20 protein-coding genes are annotated in these 16,554 nt (G+C 70.0%); 5 read left to right on the top strand and 15 right to left on the bottom strand.

Translation table 11 applies throughout. The annotated features are described in order from the left end of the window. Positions 1-5 precede the first annotated feature (5 nt). Positions 6-743, top strand: coding sequence for an alanyl-tRNA editing protein (locus CHC05_RS28065; protein ID WP_089253579.1), 738 nt, complete (start codon positions 6-8; stop codon positions 741-743). 59 nt (positions 744-802) lie between these two features. Here CHC05_RS28065 and CHC05_RS28070 read toward each other — a convergent pair whose 3' ends face one another. The 7 genes from CHC05_RS28070 to CHC05_RS28100 form a co-directional block, all read right to left on the bottom strand. Continuing rightward, positions 803-1,366 (bottom strand): hypothetical protein, encoded by a 564-nt coding sequence (locus CHC05_RS28070; RefSeq protein ID WP_245871256.1) that lies wholly within the window; start codon positions 1,364-1,366, stop codon positions 803-805. Beyond that, a complete protein-coding gene (locus CHC05_RS28075; protein ID WP_089253581.1) occupies positions 1,366-1,968 on the bottom strand; it encodes a helix-turn-helix domain-containing protein in 603 nt (200 codons plus the stop codon). The genes CHC05_RS28070 and CHC05_RS28075 overlap by 1 nt, the downstream gene beginning before the upstream one ends. A gap of 87 nt (positions 1,969-2,055) precedes the next feature. Continuing rightward, positions 2,056-3,015, bottom strand: coding sequence for an asparaginase (locus tag CHC05_RS28080; RefSeq protein WP_089253582.1), 960 nt, complete (start codon positions 3,013-3,015; stop codon positions 2,056-2,058). 24 nt (positions 3,016-3,039) lie between these two features. Next, the gene (locus tag CHC05_RS28085) at positions 3,040-3,879 is read right to left on the bottom strand and encodes a beta-keto acid cleavage family enzyme (protein WP_089253583.1); all 840 of its coding nucleotides are present in this window, start codon (positions 3,877-3,879) and stop codon (positions 3,040-3,042) included. A 37-nt stretch (positions 3,880-3,916) separates the two neighbouring features. Further along, positions 3,917-5,002: a CAF17-like 4Fe-4S cluster assembly/insertion protein YgfZ gene (gene ygfZ / locus CHC05_RS28090; RefSeq protein WP_089253584.1), complete on the bottom strand. Its 1,086-nt coding sequence runs from the start codon at positions 5,000-5,002 to the stop codon at positions 3,917-3,919. After that, entirely contained in the window at positions 4,999-5,430 is a 432-nt protein-coding gene (locus CHC05_RS28095) for a Fur family transcriptional regulator (RefSeq protein WP_089253585.1), read from the bottom strand. Before CHC05_RS28095 ends, ygfZ begins: the two co-directional genes overlap by 4 nt. A 19-nt stretch (positions 5,431-5,449) precedes the next feature. Beyond that, positions 5,450-6,094 carry a TetR/AcrR family transcriptional regulator gene (locus tag CHC05_RS28100; RefSeq protein WP_089253586.1) on the bottom strand — a complete coding sequence of 215 codons (645 nt, stop codon included), beginning with the start codon at positions 6,092-6,094 and terminating at the stop codon, positions 5,450-5,452. A 130-nt stretch (positions 6,095-6,224) separates the two neighbouring features. Here CHC05_RS28100 and CHC05_RS28105 point away from each other — a divergent pair, with 130 nt between their 5' ends. Then, positions 6,225-7,652, top strand: a complete 1,428-nt coding sequence (locus CHC05_RS28105) for an MFS transporter (protein ID WP_245871257.1) — start codon at positions 6,225-6,227, stop codon at positions 7,650-7,652. Positions 7,653-7,813: 161 nt separating this feature from the next. On the opposite strand, the gene CHC05_RS28110 is transcribed toward CHC05_RS28105, so the two are convergent. Then, a complete protein-coding gene (locus CHC05_RS28110) occupies positions 7,814-8,440 on the bottom strand; it encodes an SAM-dependent methyltransferase (protein WP_089253587.1) in 627 nt (208 codons plus the stop codon). Next, positions 8,440-8,802, bottom strand: coding sequence for a DsrE family protein (locus tag CHC05_RS28115; protein WP_089253588.1), 363 nt, complete (start codon positions 8,800-8,802; stop codon positions 8,440-8,442). Before CHC05_RS28115 ends, CHC05_RS28110 begins: the two co-directional genes overlap by 1 nt. Positions 8,803-8,825: 23 nt before the next feature. Between CHC05_RS28115 and mtfM the strand changes: the two genes are divergently transcribed. Beyond that, positions 8,826-8,930 carry a small membrane protein MtfM gene (gene mtfM, locus CHC05_RS43145; protein WP_275408206.1) on the top strand — a complete coding sequence of 35 codons (105 nt, stop codon included), beginning with the start codon at positions 8,826-8,828 and terminating at the stop codon, positions 8,928-8,930. Continuing rightward, positions 8,927-9,520: a heme-binding beta-barrel domain-containing protein gene (locus tag CHC05_RS28120; protein ID WP_089253707.1), complete on the top strand. Its 594-nt coding sequence runs from the start codon at positions 8,927-8,929 to the stop codon at positions 9,518-9,520. Before mtfM ends, CHC05_RS28120 begins: the two co-directional genes overlap by 4 nt. A gap of 57 nt (positions 9,521-9,577) precedes the next feature. On the opposite strand, the gene pstB is transcribed toward CHC05_RS28120, so the two are convergent. Genes pstB through pstS form a run of 4 tightly spaced genes read right to left on the bottom strand, consistent with a single transcriptional unit; the run spans position 9,578 to position 13,715 of the window. Beyond that, positions 9,578-10,354 (bottom strand): phosphate ABC transporter ATP-binding protein PstB, encoded by a 777-nt coding sequence (gene pstB, locus CHC05_RS28125; RefSeq protein ID WP_089253589.1) that lies wholly within the window; start codon positions 10,352-10,354, stop codon positions 9,578-9,580. A gap of 18 nt (positions 10,355-10,372) precedes the next feature. After that, on the bottom strand, positions 10,373-11,449 hold the full coding sequence (pstA, locus tag CHC05_RS28130) for a phosphate ABC transporter permease PstA (protein ID WP_089253590.1): 1,077 nt from the start codon (positions 11,447-11,449) through the stop codon (positions 10,373-10,375). After that, positions 11,446-12,564, bottom strand: a complete 1,119-nt coding sequence (pstC, locus tag CHC05_RS28135) for a phosphate ABC transporter permease subunit PstC (protein ID WP_089253591.1) — start codon at positions 12,562-12,564, stop codon at positions 11,446-11,448. Before pstC ends, pstA begins: the two co-directional genes overlap by 4 nt. Positions 12,565-12,605: 41 nt before the next feature. Further along, complete coding sequence (pstS, locus tag CHC05_RS28140) at positions 12,606-13,715, bottom strand: phosphate ABC transporter substrate-binding protein PstS (RefSeq protein WP_089253592.1); 1,110 nt, start codon at positions 13,713-13,715, stop codon at positions 12,606-12,608. A gap of 259 nt (positions 13,716-13,974) precedes the next feature. Between pstS and CHC05_RS28145 the strand changes: the two genes are divergently transcribed. After that, on the top strand, positions 13,975-14,472 hold the full coding sequence (locus tag CHC05_RS28145) for an anthrone oxygenase family protein (protein ID WP_089253593.1): 498 nt from the start codon (positions 13,975-13,977) through the stop codon (positions 14,470-14,472). Here CHC05_RS28145 and mshD read toward each other — a convergent pair. Together mshD and CHC05_RS28155 are read right to left on the bottom strand one after the other, a co-directional pair. Then, the gene (mshD, locus tag CHC05_RS28150; protein WP_089253594.1) at positions 14,464-15,387 is read right to left on the bottom strand and encodes a mycothiol synthase; all 924 of its coding nucleotides are present in this window, start codon (positions 15,385-15,387) and stop codon (positions 14,464-14,466) included. The genes CHC05_RS28145 and mshD overlap by 9 nt on opposite strands. 16 nt (positions 15,388-15,403) lie before the next feature. Beyond that, positions 15,404-16,459, bottom strand: coding sequence for a polysaccharide deacetylase family protein (locus CHC05_RS28155; RefSeq protein WP_245871258.1), 1,056 nt, complete (start codon positions 16,457-16,459; stop codon positions 15,404-15,406). Between the last annotated feature and the right edge of the window lie 95 nt (positions 16,460-16,554).

Consider the following 16,554-nt stretch of genomic DNA (forward strand, 5'->3'; position numbering starts at 1 on the left):
CGGTCATGGGCGTTTCCGAGCACGGCCGCACACACCGCCTCGACCTGATCGACCCGACGCTGCGCGAGTGGGAGTGCACGGTGCTGCACTCGTCGCCCGACGACGGCATCGTCCTGGACCGGTCGGCCTTCTACCCGGGCGGCGGTGGCCAGCCGCCGGACCACGGCACGCTGCTCTGGCAGGGCACCCAGACCCGGATCGTCGGCACGCGCAAGGGTGACGACCTCTACCTGCTGCCCGCCGTGGGTGACCCGCTGCCGCCGGTCGGCACCGCGGTGACCGGCGCGGTCGAGGATGCCCGCCGCACGATGCTCATGCGTACCCATTCAGGCCTGCACGTGCTCTGTGGTGTGGTGTTCCGCGACTTCGGCGCGCTGGTCACCGGCGGCAACATGGAGCCCGGCGAGGCCCGGATGGACTTCAACCTCCCCGAGGTGCCGCCGGACTTCAAGCTGAAGCTCGAGGAGTTGGTCAACACCGAGGTGACCGCGGACCGGGCCGTCGCGGTGAAGGTCCTCCCCCGCACCGAGGCGCTGGCGCTGCCCGACATCATCCGCACCCAGTCCAACCTGATCCCCGCCGACGAGCAGGAGATCCGGATCGTCGACATCGTGGGCCTCGACGTGCAGGCCGACGGCGGCACCCACGTGGCCTCGACGCGCCAGATCGGCCGGGTGCAGGTCGTCAAGGTCGAGAGCAAGGGCAAGGCGAACCGGCGGGTACGGGTCCGGATCGCGGACTGACGCCCAAGCAACGCGAAAGGGGACCGACCAGGTGGTCGGTCCCCTTTTCGGTGTGGCGCTTACTGCTTGGCGGTCTTCTTCGGGGGCGTGGTCGGCGCGGCCTTCTTGGCGGCAGCAGGGGCGGCGGCCGGCTTGGCCTCGTTGCCGTGCAGGGTGCCGTGCCCGTTGCTCTCCGACTTCGGCTGGATCGGCTTGCCGGTCGAGACCATGTCGGCCTGCACGACGTCGGCGGCCTCCACGACGCCGGTGCCGACGACCTTCTCGCCGCGCGCGACGAGCTCGCCGTAGAACGCGATCGCGCGCTCCTGCATCTCCTGGGCGGTCACGATGAACTGGCCGGCGTTGCGCATGGCCAGGTCACGCAGGCGGTCCATGTCGAGGTCCTCGCGACGCAGCTTGACCGCGCGCTCGTTGGCCTGCCGGTAGGCCGCGGTGGCCCGCTGGCGCAGACCGGTGGTCGTGGTGATCACCGACTGGCGCAGCTCCGCGCCGTTGTTGGCGGCCTTGTCGCCCAGGTCGTTGGCGTACGTCGGCAGCTTGAGCAGCTGACGGTAGGCCATCTCCCCGGCGCCGGCGGCCGCGTACAACGGAGCCGGAATGCGGGTCGTCTTCGGCTGGGACATCAGTTCTCCTCCTCGGCGGCCCTTGGTGCCGCCTTCTTCACGGCCTTCTTGGCCGTTTTCTTGACCACCGGCTTGGCGGGCTCCGCCGCCGGTGTTGGGGTGGCTTCTGTGTCGTCGGGCCAGCCGGTCGGGGCCTTCGTGGGCCCACCGGCGGCGCGACCGGCCGCGGCAGCGGCGGCATCAGCGGCGCGCGCGGCCTCGGCGGCCGCCTCGCTGGCGGCCTCGGCCTGCTTGGCCGTCTCCGCCTCCGCCTCGGCGTGCCGCGCGTTCTCGCGGCGGAACGTCTCGTAGATCTGGCTGAGCGACTGCTTCTGGGCGATGGTCAGCTCGGAGTCGGCGGCGATGGCGGTCAGCACGCCGTGGCCTTCCTTCTCCTCCAGCAGGCCGGCGCGCAGGTACATCACCGGCGTCGACACCCGCAGGGCGTTGGCCAGCTGCTGGAGCACCTCGGCGCTGGGCTTGCGCAGCCCGCGCTCGACCTGGCTCAGATAAGGGTTGCTGACGCCCGCCTGCTCGGCGAGCTGGCGGAGCGAGATCTGCGCGTTGCGCCGCAGGTCTCGGATGAAGCCCCCCACGTCGCGGGGCAGATCTTTCGAGGGCATGCGAACCACGTTAGCGCCGTTTGCTAGCTCCTGCAAGCGAAACGCTAACAGCAGTTAGCAGAGTCACGAAGTATCAAAAACGGACACCTACCAGGTGCTATGCAGTTCTCCGACCGTTTCGCCGCCACCCAGGACGAGCTCTTGCGCGGCCTGCTCCAGCGCCGGCCCGGTCACGCCGATCCGGCGCAACGCCGACACGAGCACCGGCCGGTTGCCCCGGTGGGCGCCGTCATCCATCTTGATCGCGACCGCGCCGGCTCCAGGCACGGCGACGGCCATGACGCCTTCGGCGCCGCCTTTGAGGAGCATTCCGGGTACGGCCGCCATCAGCTTCCGCTCCACGGTGTCGGTGCCGGAGACCAACTCCGGGTACGCGCGCATCGCGTCGGCGACGGACCGCTCCGCCCCGCCCGGTGCGGCCTCCACGAGCGTGCCGAACGCCCGGGCCAGCCCGGTCAGCGAGATGCCGAGCAGCGGCGCGCCGCAACCGTCGACGGCCGTGGCCACGATCTCCTCGCCGGCGAGGTCGGCCACCGCCGCGGTGAGTGCCTGCTGCAGCGGGTGCTCGGGCGACAGGTAGCCCTCGGTCGGCCAGCCGGCGGCCACGCAGGTCAGCAGCATGCCGGTGTGCTTGCCGGAGCAGTTCATCTGGATCCGCGACGGCTCACCGCCCGCCCGGATCGCGTCGGCGCGGGCCGCGGGGTCCAGCGGCAGGTCCGGTGGGCAGCGCAGCGCCGACTGGTCCAGCCCCACGGAGCGCAGCATCGCCGCGGCCCGGTTGACGTGGATGTCCTGGCCCCAGTGGCTGGCGCAGGCCAGCGCCAGGTCGGCCGGGTCGGTCAGCCGCAGCCCCGCGCGCAGCATGCCGACGGCCTGCATCGGCTTGTTGGACGAGCGCGGGAACATCGGCGACTCGACGTCACCGGTGGCGGCGACGGTGGTGCCGGACGCGTCGAGCACCACCACGGATCCGTGGTGGTAACCCTCCGAGAAGCCGGAACGGACGACCTCGGTGAGGCGTACGCCGCCTTCGTAGAACTTGCCCATGGCTGCGACCGTACCCCGCCTCGATCAGGAGTTGGTCTTGAGCCCGAGCAGCTCACGCGCGTCGGCCGGCGTCATCGGCGGGCGCTGGGCGAGCTGCGCGAAGCCGACCGCGCGGGCGACGAGCTGCATGTTGGACTCGACCGGACGGCCCTTGGCGTACGTCACGGTGTCTTCCATGCCGACCCGCAGGTGCCCGCCGGCCGACAGCGACGCGAGCATGACCGGGATCGTCGTGCGCCCGATGCCCGTGGCCGAGAACGTCGTGCCCGCCGGCAGGTTGCGCACCTCGTTGGCGCAGGCGACCAGGGCCGCCGTCGTGCCCGGCATCCCGCCCGGCACGCCCATGACGAAGTCGACGTGCACGTGCCCGCCCGCCGGCAGCCCGTGCTTGCTCAGCAGCCGCTCCAGCGCGGCGAGATGGCCGAGGTCGAAGATCTCGTACTCGGGGACGATGCCCCGCTCCTGCATCCGGGTGTGCAGGTCGACGACGAACTCCCAGCGGTTCATGAAGACGTCGTCGCCGAAGTTGACCGTGCCCATCGTGCAGGAGGCCATGTCGGGCTCGGCGTCGAGCACCCGCAGCCGGTCGGCCTCGGGGTCGGTCACCGCGCCGCCGCTGGAGAGCTGCACGATCAGGTCCGTCGACTCGCGCAGCGCGGCCACGGTCTCCCGTAGCCGGCCGAAGTCGAGCGTCGGCCGCGCGTCCTCGCCGCGGATGTGCACGTGGATCACCGAGGCACCGAGCGCCGCGCACTCCTTGGCGGTCACCACCAGCTCGTCGAGCGTGACAGGCAGGGCGGGCACGTCGGACTTGGCCGACTCGGCCCCGGTCGGCGCCACCGTGATCAACGTCGTTGTTGTCATAGGCGGATCCTAAGGCGGGCTCGGCCTGAACGGCCGCTCAGGTCGGGTCGATCGCCGCGGTGGACTCGCCGACGCGCAGCGTGGCGTCGTCGGGGACGTTGCGCTTGAGGACGGCCAGGGCGACCGCGCCGAGCTCGTGGTGGCGCACGGCGGTGCCGACGAAGCCGACCGTGCGGCCGTCGGAGATGACCTCGGTGCCCTTGGCCGGCGGCTGGTCGGTGGTGACGCCGTCGAGGTGCAGCAGCACCAGCCGGCGCGGCGGCCGGCCGAGGTGGTGCACCCGGGCCACCGTCTCCTGACCCCGGTAGCAGCCCTTGTCGAGGTGCACGGCCGGGCCGATCAGGTCGACCTCCGCCGGGATGGTGCGGTGGTCGGTCTCCCAGCCGAGCCGCGGCAGGCGGGCGGCCACCCGGGTCGCCTCGTACGCCCAGAGACCGGCCGGCGCGATGCCGGCGTCGAGGAGCTTGCGGGTCGTCTCGGCGAACTGCTCGCGCGGCACCAGGACGTCGACACCGAGCGTGGTGCGCCGGGCCCAGCCGCCACCGGGCAGGGGGCGGACGTCGTAGATCGTCGTCGGCCGCGGCGGCGCGTCACCCGCGGAGAACTTGGCGCCCGGCACCGCGACGGCGTCCGGCGGGGCCAACGTGCCCAGGCTCTCGTCGAGCTTGGTCGCGGCCTGGACCGCGTTGGGGCCGACCAGGGCGAACATGGCGTATTCAGCGGTGGCGTCGCGCGGGTCGACCTTGGTGAAGAACCGCATCATCTCGAGGTATTTGAGCAGCCCCGCGGTCGCGCCCGGCTCGGTGTCGAGCCAGGTGGTCTCGCCGTCCTCGGCGACCAGCGCGTGCTGCTCGACGTGCCCGTGCGGCGAGAGCACCAGCAGCTCGCTGCCCTGCCCGGCGCGCAGGTCGGCCAGGTGCTGGGTGGTCAGGGTGTGCAGCCAGGAAGCGCGTTCCTCGCCGGGCACGGCGATCACGCCCCGGTTGGACCGGTCGACCAGTGCGACGTCGTCGGCCAGCAGCCGCTGCTCGCGTACCGGGTCGCCGTAGTGCGCGGCCACCCCCCGGTCAGCGCTCTCCTCGTCGATCGCCTCGATGGCCACCGCGCCCGGTGCGTCGATCATCCCTGCTCCCGCCCCTCACAGCTCCCGCAGTCGCCGAACAGCGCCACGTGCCCGACGTCGACCCGGAACCCGCGCTCCGCGGCGAGCTGGTCCACCAGTGGTTGGAGGACCGACGGTTCGATCTCGGTCACCTCGCCGCACGACCGGCACACCAGGTGGACGTGCTGGTGGTTCCCAGCCGCGTGGTACGTCGGTGACCCGTGCGAGAGGTGCGTATGGGTAACCAGCCCGAGGTCCTCGAGCAGTTCCAAGGTGCGGTAGATGGTGGTGATGTTCACACCGGCGGCCGTCTCGCGGACCGCGCTGTGCAGCTGCTCCGGTGTCGCGTGACCAAGCTCGTAGACGGCTTCCAGGACGAGTTGGCGCTGCGCGGTCAGCCGCAGCCCGCGCGCCCGGAGCACTTCAGCAAGCGAGGAATCCGACACCATCGAATAATAGTTCGCTGGTCTACGTCGCCTTGGCCCAGCGGTTGGCGAACTCGCCGGCGTACGGCGGCGGGCCGGGCAGCGGTGTCGCGTCGGGCTGGAACAGGCCGGCCATCAGCAGCCCGAGATAGCGGCGGCGGAGCTGGCCCCGGCGTTCGTCGTCGCCGAACCGGATGGCAGCGATCATCTCGAAGAGCTGACCGAGGTCGGCCAGCTCGAGGTCGGGGCGCACCACCCGGGCCGCGTGCAGGCTCTCGACCAGCCGCTTGTTGAGCTCGCCGGCCCGGATCGCGTTGGTGGTGTGCTCCTCGGTCGGCTCGAACGTCCCGGCCAGCTTCTGCGTGAGCGAGTGCGTGTCGGCGTCGACGACCCGCACCATGAACGTCTCGAAGGTCTCCGCCGGGTCGGCGCCCGCGTCCAGAGCCGCGTTGGCCTCCTCGGCGAGCTCGACGTAGAGCAGCAAGCCGTCGAGGCAGAGCTTGGCCAGCAGCTCCTCCTTGCTCGGGTAGCGGCGGTAGAGCGCGCTGATGCCGACGCCGGCCTTGTGCGCCACAGCGGCGATCGGGGCGCTGGGATCGGCGATGAAGACCTCGCGCGCGGCGTCGAGGATCACCGAGTCGTTGCGGGCGGCCTGGGCGCGGCGGCCGCTCAGCGGGAGGGTCGTCATACCCACCACCCTACCACCGGAACGGAACGAAAAATTCTGTTCTGTTTTCCGTTCCAGGACTGGAACGGATCGTTCCGCTCTGCTAGCCTGAAGGCGGAACAGTTCATTCCGCTCCGCTTCGGAGGTCGCCGTGAGCACCGTCGTTCTTGACCCAGTCGCCATCGCTTCTCCGGCCCCCGTGGCGGCGCCGGTCCGTTCCCGCCGCTGGCTCGGCCTCTTCGCGATCCTGGCCGCGACGATCATGAACCTGCTGGACACCACGGTGGTCAACGTCGGCGCGCCGGCGATCCAGGCCTCGCTGGGCGGCAGCTACACGAGCCTGCAGTGGGTCGCCGCCTCGTACACGCTGGCCCTGGCCGTCGGTCTGCTCACCGGCGGGCGGCTCGGCGACATGTTCGGCCGGCGCCGCGTGCTGCTGGTCGGCGTGGTCGGCTTCGTCGCGGCGTCACTGCTGTGCGCGGTCGCGTGGTCGCCGGAGAGCCTGATCGCCGCGCGGGTGGTGCAGGGCCTGTTCGCGGCCATCATGGTGCCGCAGGGCTTCGGCCTGATCCGCGACCTGTTCCCGCCGCACGAGATCGGCAAGGCGTTCGGCACCTTCGGCCCGATCATCGGCTTCTCGACGATCCTCGGCCCGGTCGTGGCCGGCGCGCTGATCGACGCCGACCTGTTCGGCACCGGGTGGCGGATGGTCTTCGCGATCAACCTGCCGCTGGGCCTGTTCGCCCTGCTGGCCGGCCGGGCCGCACTGCCCGCGGCAACCGCACCGCGGACCCGCACCCGCCTGGACGTGACCGGAGCGCTGACCGCCGCGATCGGCCTGCTGCTGCTGGTCTTCCCGCTGATGCAGGGCCGCGAGGCGGGCTGGCCGGTGTGGACGTTCGCGATGATGGCGGCGGCGGTGCCGGTGCTGGTGGCGTTCGCGCTGCGGCAGATCCGCCGATCGGGCTCGGGTCGCGACCCGCTGGTGGAGCTCCGGGTGTTCACGCGCCGCTCGTACGCGTCGGGCGTGCTCTTCGTGATCTTCTTCTTCGGCGCCATCGCCGGTTTCTCGCTGGCGGTCGGAATGTTCCTGCAGCTGGTGCTCGGCTACAGCCCGATGAAGGCCAGCCTGACCATGGCGGCGTGGGCGGTGGGCGCGTTCGTCGGCTCGGGCTTCGGCAGCACGATGATGAACCGCCTGGGCCGGCACATCCTGCACATCGGACTGGCGCTGATGCTGGTCGGCACCGCCGCCCTGTACCCGGTGTTCCAGCTGGACGGCCTCGGCTTCCGGCAGTTGCTGGTGCCGCTGCTGGTCTACGGCATCGGAATGGGCATGATCTTCGTGCCGCTGTTCGACATCATCATGGGCGAGGTCCGCGACGACGAGGTCGGCTCGGCGGCAGGCATCCTGGAATCACTGCAGCAGCTGGGCGCGGTCCTGGGCGTGGCGGTCCTGGGCACGGTCTTCTTCAGCCGCATCGACGTGGGAGTGGAGCGGGTGACCCTGATCGCCCTGGCCCTGACGGCGATCACCTTCGCCCTGGGCTTCCTACTCCCCTGCAAGGCCCGCGCCTGACAAATCCCCGCAAATAAGCGCCCTCTCCACTCCAGGAGGGGGCGCTGCTTTTTGGAGGCTTTGCTCTGCACCCATATACGCACCGCAGGTCAGCGGGGGTGTTGCGTATATGGGTGCAGAGCAAAGCCTGGCGAACACCCCGGGGCGGGGTGTCCGATTTGTCAGCGCTGGAAGGTGAAGAGGCTGCGGCCCGGGGTGAGTGGGCGGCTCGGGCCCGTGTTGCGGTGCGCGCCGACTCCGTAGTCGACGTCCGGTGGTGAGACCGAGAGCGGTTCGAAGCCGGCCGCGGCGAACCAGGCCAGGAGTTGGGGCACCAGGTCGGGTTCGCGGCGGTGGCGGGTCCAGATCACGATGCCGCCCGGCGCCGTGAACTCCGGGGCTGCCGCGATCGTGGCCGCGATGTCCGCGTCCGAGATGTTGCCGAAGATTCCGCAGAACAGGACCACCTGCGCCGGGACCGCTCCCGTGTACGAGTCGGTGAGTGCCGCGTCCGCCTGGAGCACTTCGACTCGTGCCGGCAGTGTCGCGGCCGCGGCGCGTGCCCTGTCGGCCAGGATCGGGTCGAGCTCCACCAGTCGCGCGTCCACGTCTGCCGCCCGGGGGTGGTCTTCGAGGACGCCGAGGAGGTCGCGGCCCTCGCCCGCGCACAGGCTGACGACGCTCATGCGGCCGGGTGGGGCCGTGTCCAGGGCCAGGCGGATCTGCTCCTGCACCGCTACCAGTCGGCGGGAGATCGTGGAGGTCGGGTCCGCGTAGCCCGTGTGCCAGTCGACCCAGTCGCGGGCCATCAGTAGACCAGCGCCTGCGCGCCGTCGGTCAGGGCCTCTTCCACGAAAGCCGCCGCGCCCGCGATGCGTACGCCTGGGATCACGTCGGCTTCGGTGATCTCTCGGCGGGCCGCGCACTGGGTGCAGAGGGTGACGCGGCCGGCGGCCAGGACCGCGGCGAGTAGGTCTTCGAGCGGGGCCGAGTGGGGCAGTTCGAAGGTGGCCGCGCGGTCGGGGAGCGCGAACCAGGACGATTCACCGGTCAGCCACAATGAGACGTCGGCCCCGGCGGCAACTGCTGTCGCGGCGACGGTGAAGGCCTGGGCACACCGCTCCGGCGCGTCCGCCCCGGCGGTGACCTTGACGATCAGGGTACGAGCCATCGGCTCAGAATAGGATCGTTCACGTGGTGACCGAGATCGGGTTCGTGAGCCTGCTCGTGGCAGGCTTCGGCGCGTTGGCGGGTGGTCTGGTCTACCTGGCAGCACGCGTAGCAAGGGGCAGATGGTGACCGACGAGAACCCGATCGAACCCCCGCCGTGGCTCAACGCCCCGCCGGTCGATCCGTATCCGTTCGTGGAGACGTACGACCTGCGCGAGGGGCCTGACCTGCACCCGGCACTCCAGCCGCTGCTGCCGTACATCGGGTTGTGGCGCGGCCGCGGGCGCGGTGGTTTCCCGACGATCGAGGACTTCGACTACGGCCAGGAAATCAAGATCACGCACGACGGCCGGCCGTTCCTCTACTACGAGTCGCGCGCTTGGGTGATCAACGAGGAGAACCTGCCGGTCAAGCCAGCCGGTCGGGAGACCGGCTGGTGGCGCCCGGTCATGGTCGACGGCAAGGGCACCGGCGAGCTCGAGGTCCTGATCACCACGCCGAGCGGCATCATGGAGATGCACATCGGCAAGATCGAGGGCACCCGCGTCGAGATGGCGACCGACCTGGTCCTGCGCACCCCGACCGCCAAAGAGGTGACCGCCGGTCACCGCCTCTACGGCATCGTCGAAGGAGCCTTGCTGTACGCGCAGGACATGGCGGCCCTGGGCCAGCCGATGTCTCCGCACCTGTCGGCCCGCCTCATCCGCGTCGGCGGCTGACCCCAAACGCGATTCGGCCCGCGACCGAGCACGGTCGCGGGCCGAAAGAGCGAGCGCTCAGCCGAAGCGACCGGTGATGTAGTCCTCGGTCTTCTTCTGGCTCGGGTTGCTGAAGATCTTCTGGGTCGAGTCGTGCTCGATCAGGCGGCCCGGGTCGCCGGTGCGCTCGATCGAGAAGAAAGCCGTGCGGTCGCTCACGCGGGCTGCCTGCTGCATGTTGTGCGTGACGATGATGATCGTGTACTTGTCCTTCAGCTTGAACATCAGGTCTTCGATCGCCAGCGTCGAGATCGGGTCGAGGGCCGAGCACGGCTCGTCCATCAGCACGACCTGCGGCTCCACCGCGATCGTCCGCGCGATGCACAACCGCTGCTGCTGACCACCCGACAGACCCGCACCCGGCTTGCCGAGCCGGTCCTTGACCTCGTCCCACAAGTTCGCCGACCGCAACGCCTTCTCCGCCGCGTCCTGCAACACCGACTTGCGCCGCACGCCGTTGAGCTTCAAACCCGCCACCACGTTGTCGAAAATCGACATCGTCGGGAACGGGTTCGGCCGCTGGAACACCATGCCGATCATCCGGCGCACGGCCGTGACGTCGACGTCCTTGTCGTAGATGTTCTCGTCGTCGACCGTCAGCGAGCCTTCGACCCGGGCACCCGGCAGCACCTCGTGCATGCGGTTGATCGAGCGCAGGAACGTCGACTTGCCGCAACCGGACGGACCGATCAACGCGGTGACCGTCTTGGGCTCGACACGCAGGTTGATGTTGTCGATCGCCTTGAACGAACCGTAGTAGGCGGTGACCCCGGTCGCCTCGACACGCTTGGCCATTTGTCAGTCCTTCGGTTGCTAGCGGGGAATGCGGTTGCGGCGGGCAAGCAGCTTCGCCGCGATCGTGAGGATGAGGACCAGCGCCACCAGGGTGAGCGCGGCTGTCCAGGCGCGCGCCGGTGCGAAGCGCGAGGCGTCGCCGGCCTGCTGGAAGACGAACAGCGACAACGAGCCCTGCTGTGCGCTGAACGGGTTGAAGTTGATCGCGGCGCTGCCGCCCGCGACCAGCAGCACCGGGGCGGTCTCGCCTGCGGCGCGGGCGATCGACAGCATGATGCCGGTGACGATGCCGGGCAGGGCCGTCGGGATGACGATCTTCATGATCGTCTTCCACTTCGGCACGCCCAGGGCGTACGACCCTTCGCGCAGCGGTGCCGGCACGAGGCGCAGCATCTCCTCCGTCGACCGGACGATCGTCGGCAGCATCAGCACGCTCAGTGCCAGCGCGGCCGCGAAGCCCGAGAACACCGGAGCGCCGTCGTTGAACCACGGCGAGACGATGAGCACCCAGAACGCCAGCACGAACAGGCCGGCGACGATCGACGGGATGCCCGTCATGACGTCGACGAAGAACCGGATGACGAAGGTGAACCGGCCGCGGCCGTATTCCACGATGTAGATCGCACCGAGTACGCCCAGCGGGATGGTGATCAGAGCGGCGATGCCGACCTGCTCCAGCGTGCCGATGATCGCGTGGTAGGCGCCACCGTTGGGGTCCCGCGCGCCGATGTTGTTCATCGACGTCAGGAAGAAGTCGCCGTCGAGGCGGTCGAGGCCGTTGGAGACCAGCGTCCACACGACCGAGGCGAGCGGCAGGATCGCGAGGACGAACGCCGAGTGGATCAGCGCGCTCCAGGTGCGGTTGCGCGCGGAGCGCCGGCCCTCGACCGCGTTGACCGCGACGAAGATGCCGACCAGGTAGAGGACGAGCCCGACGACCAGGGTGAGCACCCAGCCGCCGATGCCGGTGCCGTAGCAGATCGCGGCCGACAGGCCGAGCGCGACGACGGCCACGCCGAGGAACGCGACCGACGGCAGCTTCTTGGTGTGCAGCTTGGGGCTCTGCCCCGGAGCCGGGAGCGTGGTGGCGGTCATGCGGCGGACTCCGTGAACTCGCGACGCCGGTAGATGATCGCGCGGGCGATCATGTTGACGACGAGGGTGATCGTGAAGAGCACGAGACCCGACGCGATGAGGGCGCCGCGGCCGATCTCGCCGGCTTCGCCGAAGCCGTTGGCGATGTTGGCGGCGATCGTGTTGCCGCCGTTCTTGATGATGTTCGGGCTGATCTCGTTGATGAAGCCGAGCGTCATCGCGAGCGCGATGGTCTCGCCGAGCGCGCGGCCGAGGCCGAGCATCACGGAGGCGATCACGCCGGGCCGGCCGTAGGGCAGGACCGCGGTGCGGATCATCTCCCACTTGGTGGAGCCGAGGGCCAGCGCCGCCTCTTCGTTGGCGGTCGGCGTCTGCATGAACACCTCGCGGGACAGCGAGGTGATGATCGGCAGCACCATGATGGCGAGCACCAGGCCACCGAGCATCAGCGAGCGGCCGAACGGGCCGTCACCGCCGAAGAGCGGGATCCAGCTGAAGTATTTGTTGAGCCAGACCGAGAAGTCCCGGACGGGCTCGACGAAGACGATCACGCCCCAGAGACCGAAGACCACACTCGGCACGGCGGCCAGCAGGTCGATCAGGAAGCCGAGCGTCGTCGCGATCCGCTGGTGCGCGTAGTGCGACAGGTAAAGCGCGATGCCCAGCGCGATCGGCACCGCCACGACCAGGGCGATCACGGCGCTGACGACCGTGCCGAAGGCCAGCGCCGCGATGCCGAAGCGGGGCGGGCTGTCGTTGGCGAACCAGTCGGTCTCGGTGAGGAAGTTGGCGTCGTCGGCGCGCAGGGCGGGCACCGCCTTGGCGATCAGGAAGACCGTGATCGCCACGATGATGACCAGGACCATCGTGCCGGCGGCCAGGGTGAGTCCGCGGAACATCGACTCCGCGCCGAACCCCTTGCGGCGCGGCAATGACCCGCCGCCGCCCAGCCCGCCACCGTTGATGCGGAAGTCTGGCGGCACCGGGGCGTTTCCACCCGGTTGCCCGTCGAGAACGCCGGTCGACGCGGTTGCGCCGGCGGGCCGGGCGTGACTGGAAGTCACACCCGGCCCCCCGGTGCTGACGTCGGCCGAGCGGGAGTGCCTGTCGGCCATCTGCTCGCTCGTTTCGTCTTCGTTCGGTTCCTAGGACTTGCTCAGGCGAGGGACTTGATAGCGGCGGCGACCTTGGTCTGGACCTCGGTCGGCAGCGGCGCGTAGCCGAGCTCGGTCAGCGAACCCTGGCCCTCCGCGCTGGCGGCGTAGCTCAGGAAGCCCTTGACCAGCGCGAGCTTGTCGGCCGGGGTGCCCTTGCTGCAGACGATCTCGTAGGTCACCAGGACGATCGGGTAGGCACCCGGGGTCTTGGTGGCGTAGTCGATCTTCATCTTGAGGTCGTCGCCGGTGCCGGTGACCTCGGCGCCCGCGATGGTCTTGCCGGCCGCCTCGGCGGTCAGCTCGGTGAACTCACCGGCGCCGTTCGCGATCTTGGCCTTGGACAGGCCGCCGTTCTCCGCGTACGACCACTCCATGTAGGCGATCGAGCCCTCGGTCGACTTCACCGAGCCGGCAACGCCGTCGGAGCCCTTGGAACCGGTGCCGCCCGGGGCCTTCCACGCCTTGGCGTTGCTGAAGGCCCAGCTGCCCGGGGCGACGGTGCTCAGGTACTTGGTGAAGTTGTCGGTCGTGCCCGACTCGTCCGACCGGTGCACGGTCTGGATGTTGGTCGACGGGAGCGTGGCGCTCGCGTTGTCGGCCTTGATCGCCGGGTCGTCCCACTTCTTGATGGCGCCGGAGAAGATCTTCGCCAGGGTGTCGGGCTTGAGCTGCAGGCCGTCGACGCCGGGCAGGTTGTAGGCGACCGCGACCGGGCCGATCACCATGGGCAGGTGGATGGCCGGGCCGGAGCCACACCGGGCGTCGGCCTGCGGCTGCTCTTCTTCCTTGAGCGCCGAGTCCGAGCCCGCGAAGTCGGCGGTCTTGGCGATGAACGACTGGATGCCGGCGCCGGAGCCGTTGGGCTCGTAGTTGATGGTCACGCCGGTGCAGAGCTGCTGGTAGGCCTTGCGCCACTCGTCAACGGCGTTCTTCTGCGCGGACGAGCCGAACGCGTTGAGCGTGCCCGTAGCGCAGTCGGCCGCCGCGGTGGAGGCGCCGCCGGTCGCACCAGGCGTGCTGGGCGCCTCGTTGTCCGAGCCACACGCGCTGAGCGCGAGCGCCGCCGTCAGAGCAAGGCAGGCGATGGTGCCGTGCCGCTGGAGCTTCACCTGAGGGATATCCCTTCGAAACGAGGTTTCTCGGTAAGGCCCGGAAGCGTGCTGCCCCCGGTGCTACCAGCGAAGTTAAGAGGGGTAGGTAGCCGACTCCCCGGGCCCGAGTGAACGTGGGGTGAACAGCTCCGGCCGCGCGGATGGCCACCTGCTGAGCCATGGATGTCGATCCCGTTAACCGGCCGCAGACGACGGCGTATGCGCGCGAGCGTTTGAGCGATGGTTCGATGTCCGCCAACCGAACAGACTCATGGGTATGACTGACGTGCTGACCGTCCGTGGCGGCTTTCTCGCGCTGGCGGTGCTGGCCACCGGGCTGGCCGCCGGCCTCTTCTACACGTTCAGCGTCGCGGTGATGCGCGGCCTCGCGAGCACCGACGACCGTACCTTCGTCATCGCCATGCGGGAGATCAACATCAAGATCCTGAATGGCCTGTTCGCGTTCTCGTTCGGCGGCGCGCTGCCCTTCACGCTGGTCGCGCTCGGTCTGAACGCGGGTGAACGGACGGTGTGGTGGATCGTCGCCGCCGCCGTCCTCTACGCGATCCAGCTCGGCATCACCTTCGGGGTCAACGTCCCGCTCAACAACGCCCTGGTCGCCGACGGCGATCCGGAGAAGCTGACCGACCCGCACGCGGTACGGGTCGCGTTCGAGGCGAAGTGGGTGCGCTGGAACCACGTGCGCACGTGGCTGTGCCTGGCGGCGTTCGTCAGCCTGATCGGCGCGGTGGCCGAGTATGGCCGCTCACTCTGAGCGGCGGTAGCTCACGTCCGTCGACCACACGGCGAAGCCGAGCCCGGTGTACAGCCGGAACGCGGCGGTGTTGGACTCGTCGACGTAGAGCATCGCCTGGTCCAGGCCGGCACCGCGCAGGTGGCGCAGCCCGGCGACGGTCAGCGCGCCGCCCAGCTTGCGACCCTGCGCGTCCGGGTCGACGCCGACGACGTACACCTCGCCGATCGGGTCGTGCTGGTGTGCGCCCTGCCCGTGCACCTTGGTCCAGTGGAAGCCGAGCAGCTCACCTGAGTCCGCGTCGACCGCCAGCAGGAAGCCGGCCGGGTCGAACCACGGCTCCGCCATCCGGATCCGCAGGTCGTCGATGGTCCACCGGCCCTGGTCCGGGTGGTGGGCGAAGGCGCGGGCGTTGACCCGCACCCAGTCCTGCTCGTCGCGGCCCGGCTCGAAGGCGCGCAGGGTGACCCCGGGCGGCAGCTCCCGTTCGGGCAGCGGCGCGAAGAGCGAGCGGCGCATCTGGAACAGCACGCGGGCCCGGGTGAAGCCGAGCTCGACGGCCAGCGCGCCGGCCGACGGGTGGTCGCCGTGCGCCCAGAGCCGCAGCGACCGTGACCCGGCCGCGGCCGCGGCGTCGATGGCGGCGTTGACCAGCTCCCGTCCGAGGCCGTGCCGGCGGCGCAGCGGGTGCACGACGAGCTCGGCGGCGGCACCCTCCACCTCGTCGGTCGTGTCGACGTGCGCGTAGCCGGCCAGCGTCCCGTCCGGATCCTGGACCAGCAGGTGTACGGCCGCCTGCTCGCCGCCGTGGCGGATGTGCAGCACCACGTGCTCGGAGAACGGGTAGGCGCCGTCGGTGTCGCCCGCCTGGGAGGCCAGGTCGAGCACCGCGGCGACCTCCGCCGGGTCGAGACGGTCGAGCCGGATCACAGTCACGTGATCACGTTAGCCGTCACCTCTGTCCGGCATGGATGGGCAGTTCGATGCCGTGGCGCTTCGGTGGGTCGATGCCCGGCGGCAGCGCGGCGAGCGCGAACCGCTTCTCCAGGTCCGGCAGGATCGTCTTGAGGGCGGTGACGGTGCCCTCCCGCTCGCCGCCGGCGTCGTGCATCAGCACGATCGAACCGATCGCCGTGCCGGTGTTGACGACGCTCTCGATGCTCTTCGCACCCGGTTTGGTCCAGTCCTGCGGGTCGACCGTCCAGTGCAGCGACGACATGCCGAACTCCTTGGCCACGTCGACCGCCGCCTGGGTCCAGGCGCCACCGGGGTGTCGGAAGTACGAGATCTTGGCGCCCGGCACCGCCTGGTGGATCGCGTCGTTCGTGCGCTTCATGTCGGCCCGGATCACCGCCTTGCTCTTCTTGCCGAGCTCCACGTCGTGGTTCCAGGTGTGGTTGCAGAGCGTGTGACCCTCGTCGACGATCTGCCGCACCAGCGCGGGGAACTGCACGACCATCTCGCCGACCAGGCAGAACGTCGCCTTGATCTGGTACTCGTCGAGCAGCGCCAGCACCTCAGGCGTGTACTTCGGATCAGGCCCGTCGTCGAAGGTCAGCGCGACCTGGAGCGTGCCGGTGGTCATCCGGCTGCCGAAGGGCCCGTCCTTGTCGGGCAGCAGCGGCGGCTGGCCGGGGCCGACGACGACCCGCTGGTTGAACACGGCGGGGATCGGCGGCATCGCTGGCACGCCCTGTTGGACCGGTCCAGGACCACCGGGCGCGGCCGTGGACGGCGGCGGAGTGTCCGGCTTCGGTGGTGGCTTGTTGGCCGCGCTCTGCTTCGCCCGATCGCGGCCCGACGGAGACGTCGCCAGGCCGCGACCGTCGTCGGCGGCGCCGCGGTGACGTTGGCCTCGGGCGGCGTCGCTGTCGTAGCTCCCGGCCGCCGCCCTGCCCTGCTCGGGCTCGTCCTGGGAGGAGTCCCCGATGAGGTGCGAGCTGCCGATGATCGCCGAGACGATGACCGTGACGATCGCGATGGTCCTGGTGGTGGGTCCGATCTTCACGAAGTCAGCGTATGGATTTTTCGTGTTTTACGTGCCCAAACCCGGACAAACGACAAAGGCCGCCCCGAAGTTACGGGGCGGCCTTTACGGAACTC

It is taken from the genome of Asanoa hainanensis (assembly GCF_900188485.1).
In the GTDB taxonomy this organism is placed as follows: Bacteria; Actinomycetota; Actinomycetes; order Mycobacteriales; family Micromonosporaceae; genus Asanoa; species Asanoa hainanensis.

What these genes read in the sequence shown, in the direction of transcription:
- CHC05_RS28065 (WP_089253579.1), top strand. Translation starts at nt 6, where the DNA reads ATGGGCGTTTCCGAGCACGGCCGCACACACCGCCTCGACCTGATCGAC.
- CHC05_RS28070 (WP_245871256.1), bottom strand. Translation starts at nt 1,366, where the DNA reads ATGTCCCAGCCGAAGACGACCCGCATTCCGGCTCCGTTGTACGCGGCC.
- CHC05_RS28075 (WP_089253581.1), bottom strand. Translation starts at nt 1,968, where the DNA reads ATGCCCTCGAAAGATCTGCCCCGCGACGTGGGGGGCTTCATCCGAGAC.
- CHC05_RS28080 (WP_089253582.1), bottom strand. Translation starts at nt 3,015, where the DNA reads ATGGGCAAGTTCTACGAAGGCGGCGTACGCCTCACCGAGGTCGTCCGT.
- CHC05_RS28085 (WP_089253583.1), bottom strand. Translation starts at nt 3,879, where the DNA reads ATGACAACAACGACGTTGATCACGGTGGCGCCGACCGGGGCCGAGTCG.
- ygfZ (WP_089253584.1), bottom strand. Translation starts at nt 5,002, where the DNA reads ATGATCGACGCACCGGGCGCGGTGGCCATCGAGGCGATCGACGAGGAG.
- CHC05_RS28095 (WP_089253585.1), bottom strand. Translation starts at nt 5,430, where the DNA reads ATGGTGTCGGATTCCTCGCTTGCTGAAGTGCTCCGGGCGCGCGGGCTG.
- CHC05_RS28100 (WP_089253586.1), bottom strand. Translation starts at nt 6,094, where the DNA reads ATGACGACCCTCCCGCTGAGCGGCCGCCGCGCCCAGGCCGCCCGCAAC.
- CHC05_RS28110 (WP_089253587.1), bottom strand. Translation starts at nt 8,440, where the DNA reads ATGGCCCGCGACTGGGTCGACTGGCACACGGGCTACGCGGACCCGACC.
- CHC05_RS28115 (WP_089253588.1), bottom strand. Translation starts at nt 8,802, where the DNA reads ATGGCTCGTACCCTGATCGTCAAGGTCACCGCCGGGGCGGACGCGCCG.
- pstB (WP_089253589.1), bottom strand. Translation starts at nt 10,354, where the DNA reads ATGGCCAAGCGTGTCGAGGCGACCGGGGTCACCGCCTACTACGGTTCG.
- pstA (WP_089253590.1), bottom strand. Translation starts at nt 11,449, where the DNA reads ATGACCGCCACCACGCTCCCGGCTCCGGGGCAGAGCCCCAAGCTGCAC.
- pstC (WP_089253591.1), bottom strand. Translation starts at nt 12,564, where the DNA reads ATGGCCGACAGGCACTCCCGCTCGGCCGACGTCAGCACCGGGGGGCCG.
- CHC05_RS28145 (WP_089253593.1), top strand. Translation starts at nt 13,975, where the DNA reads ATGACTGACGTGCTGACCGTCCGTGGCGGCTTTCTCGCGCTGGCGGTG.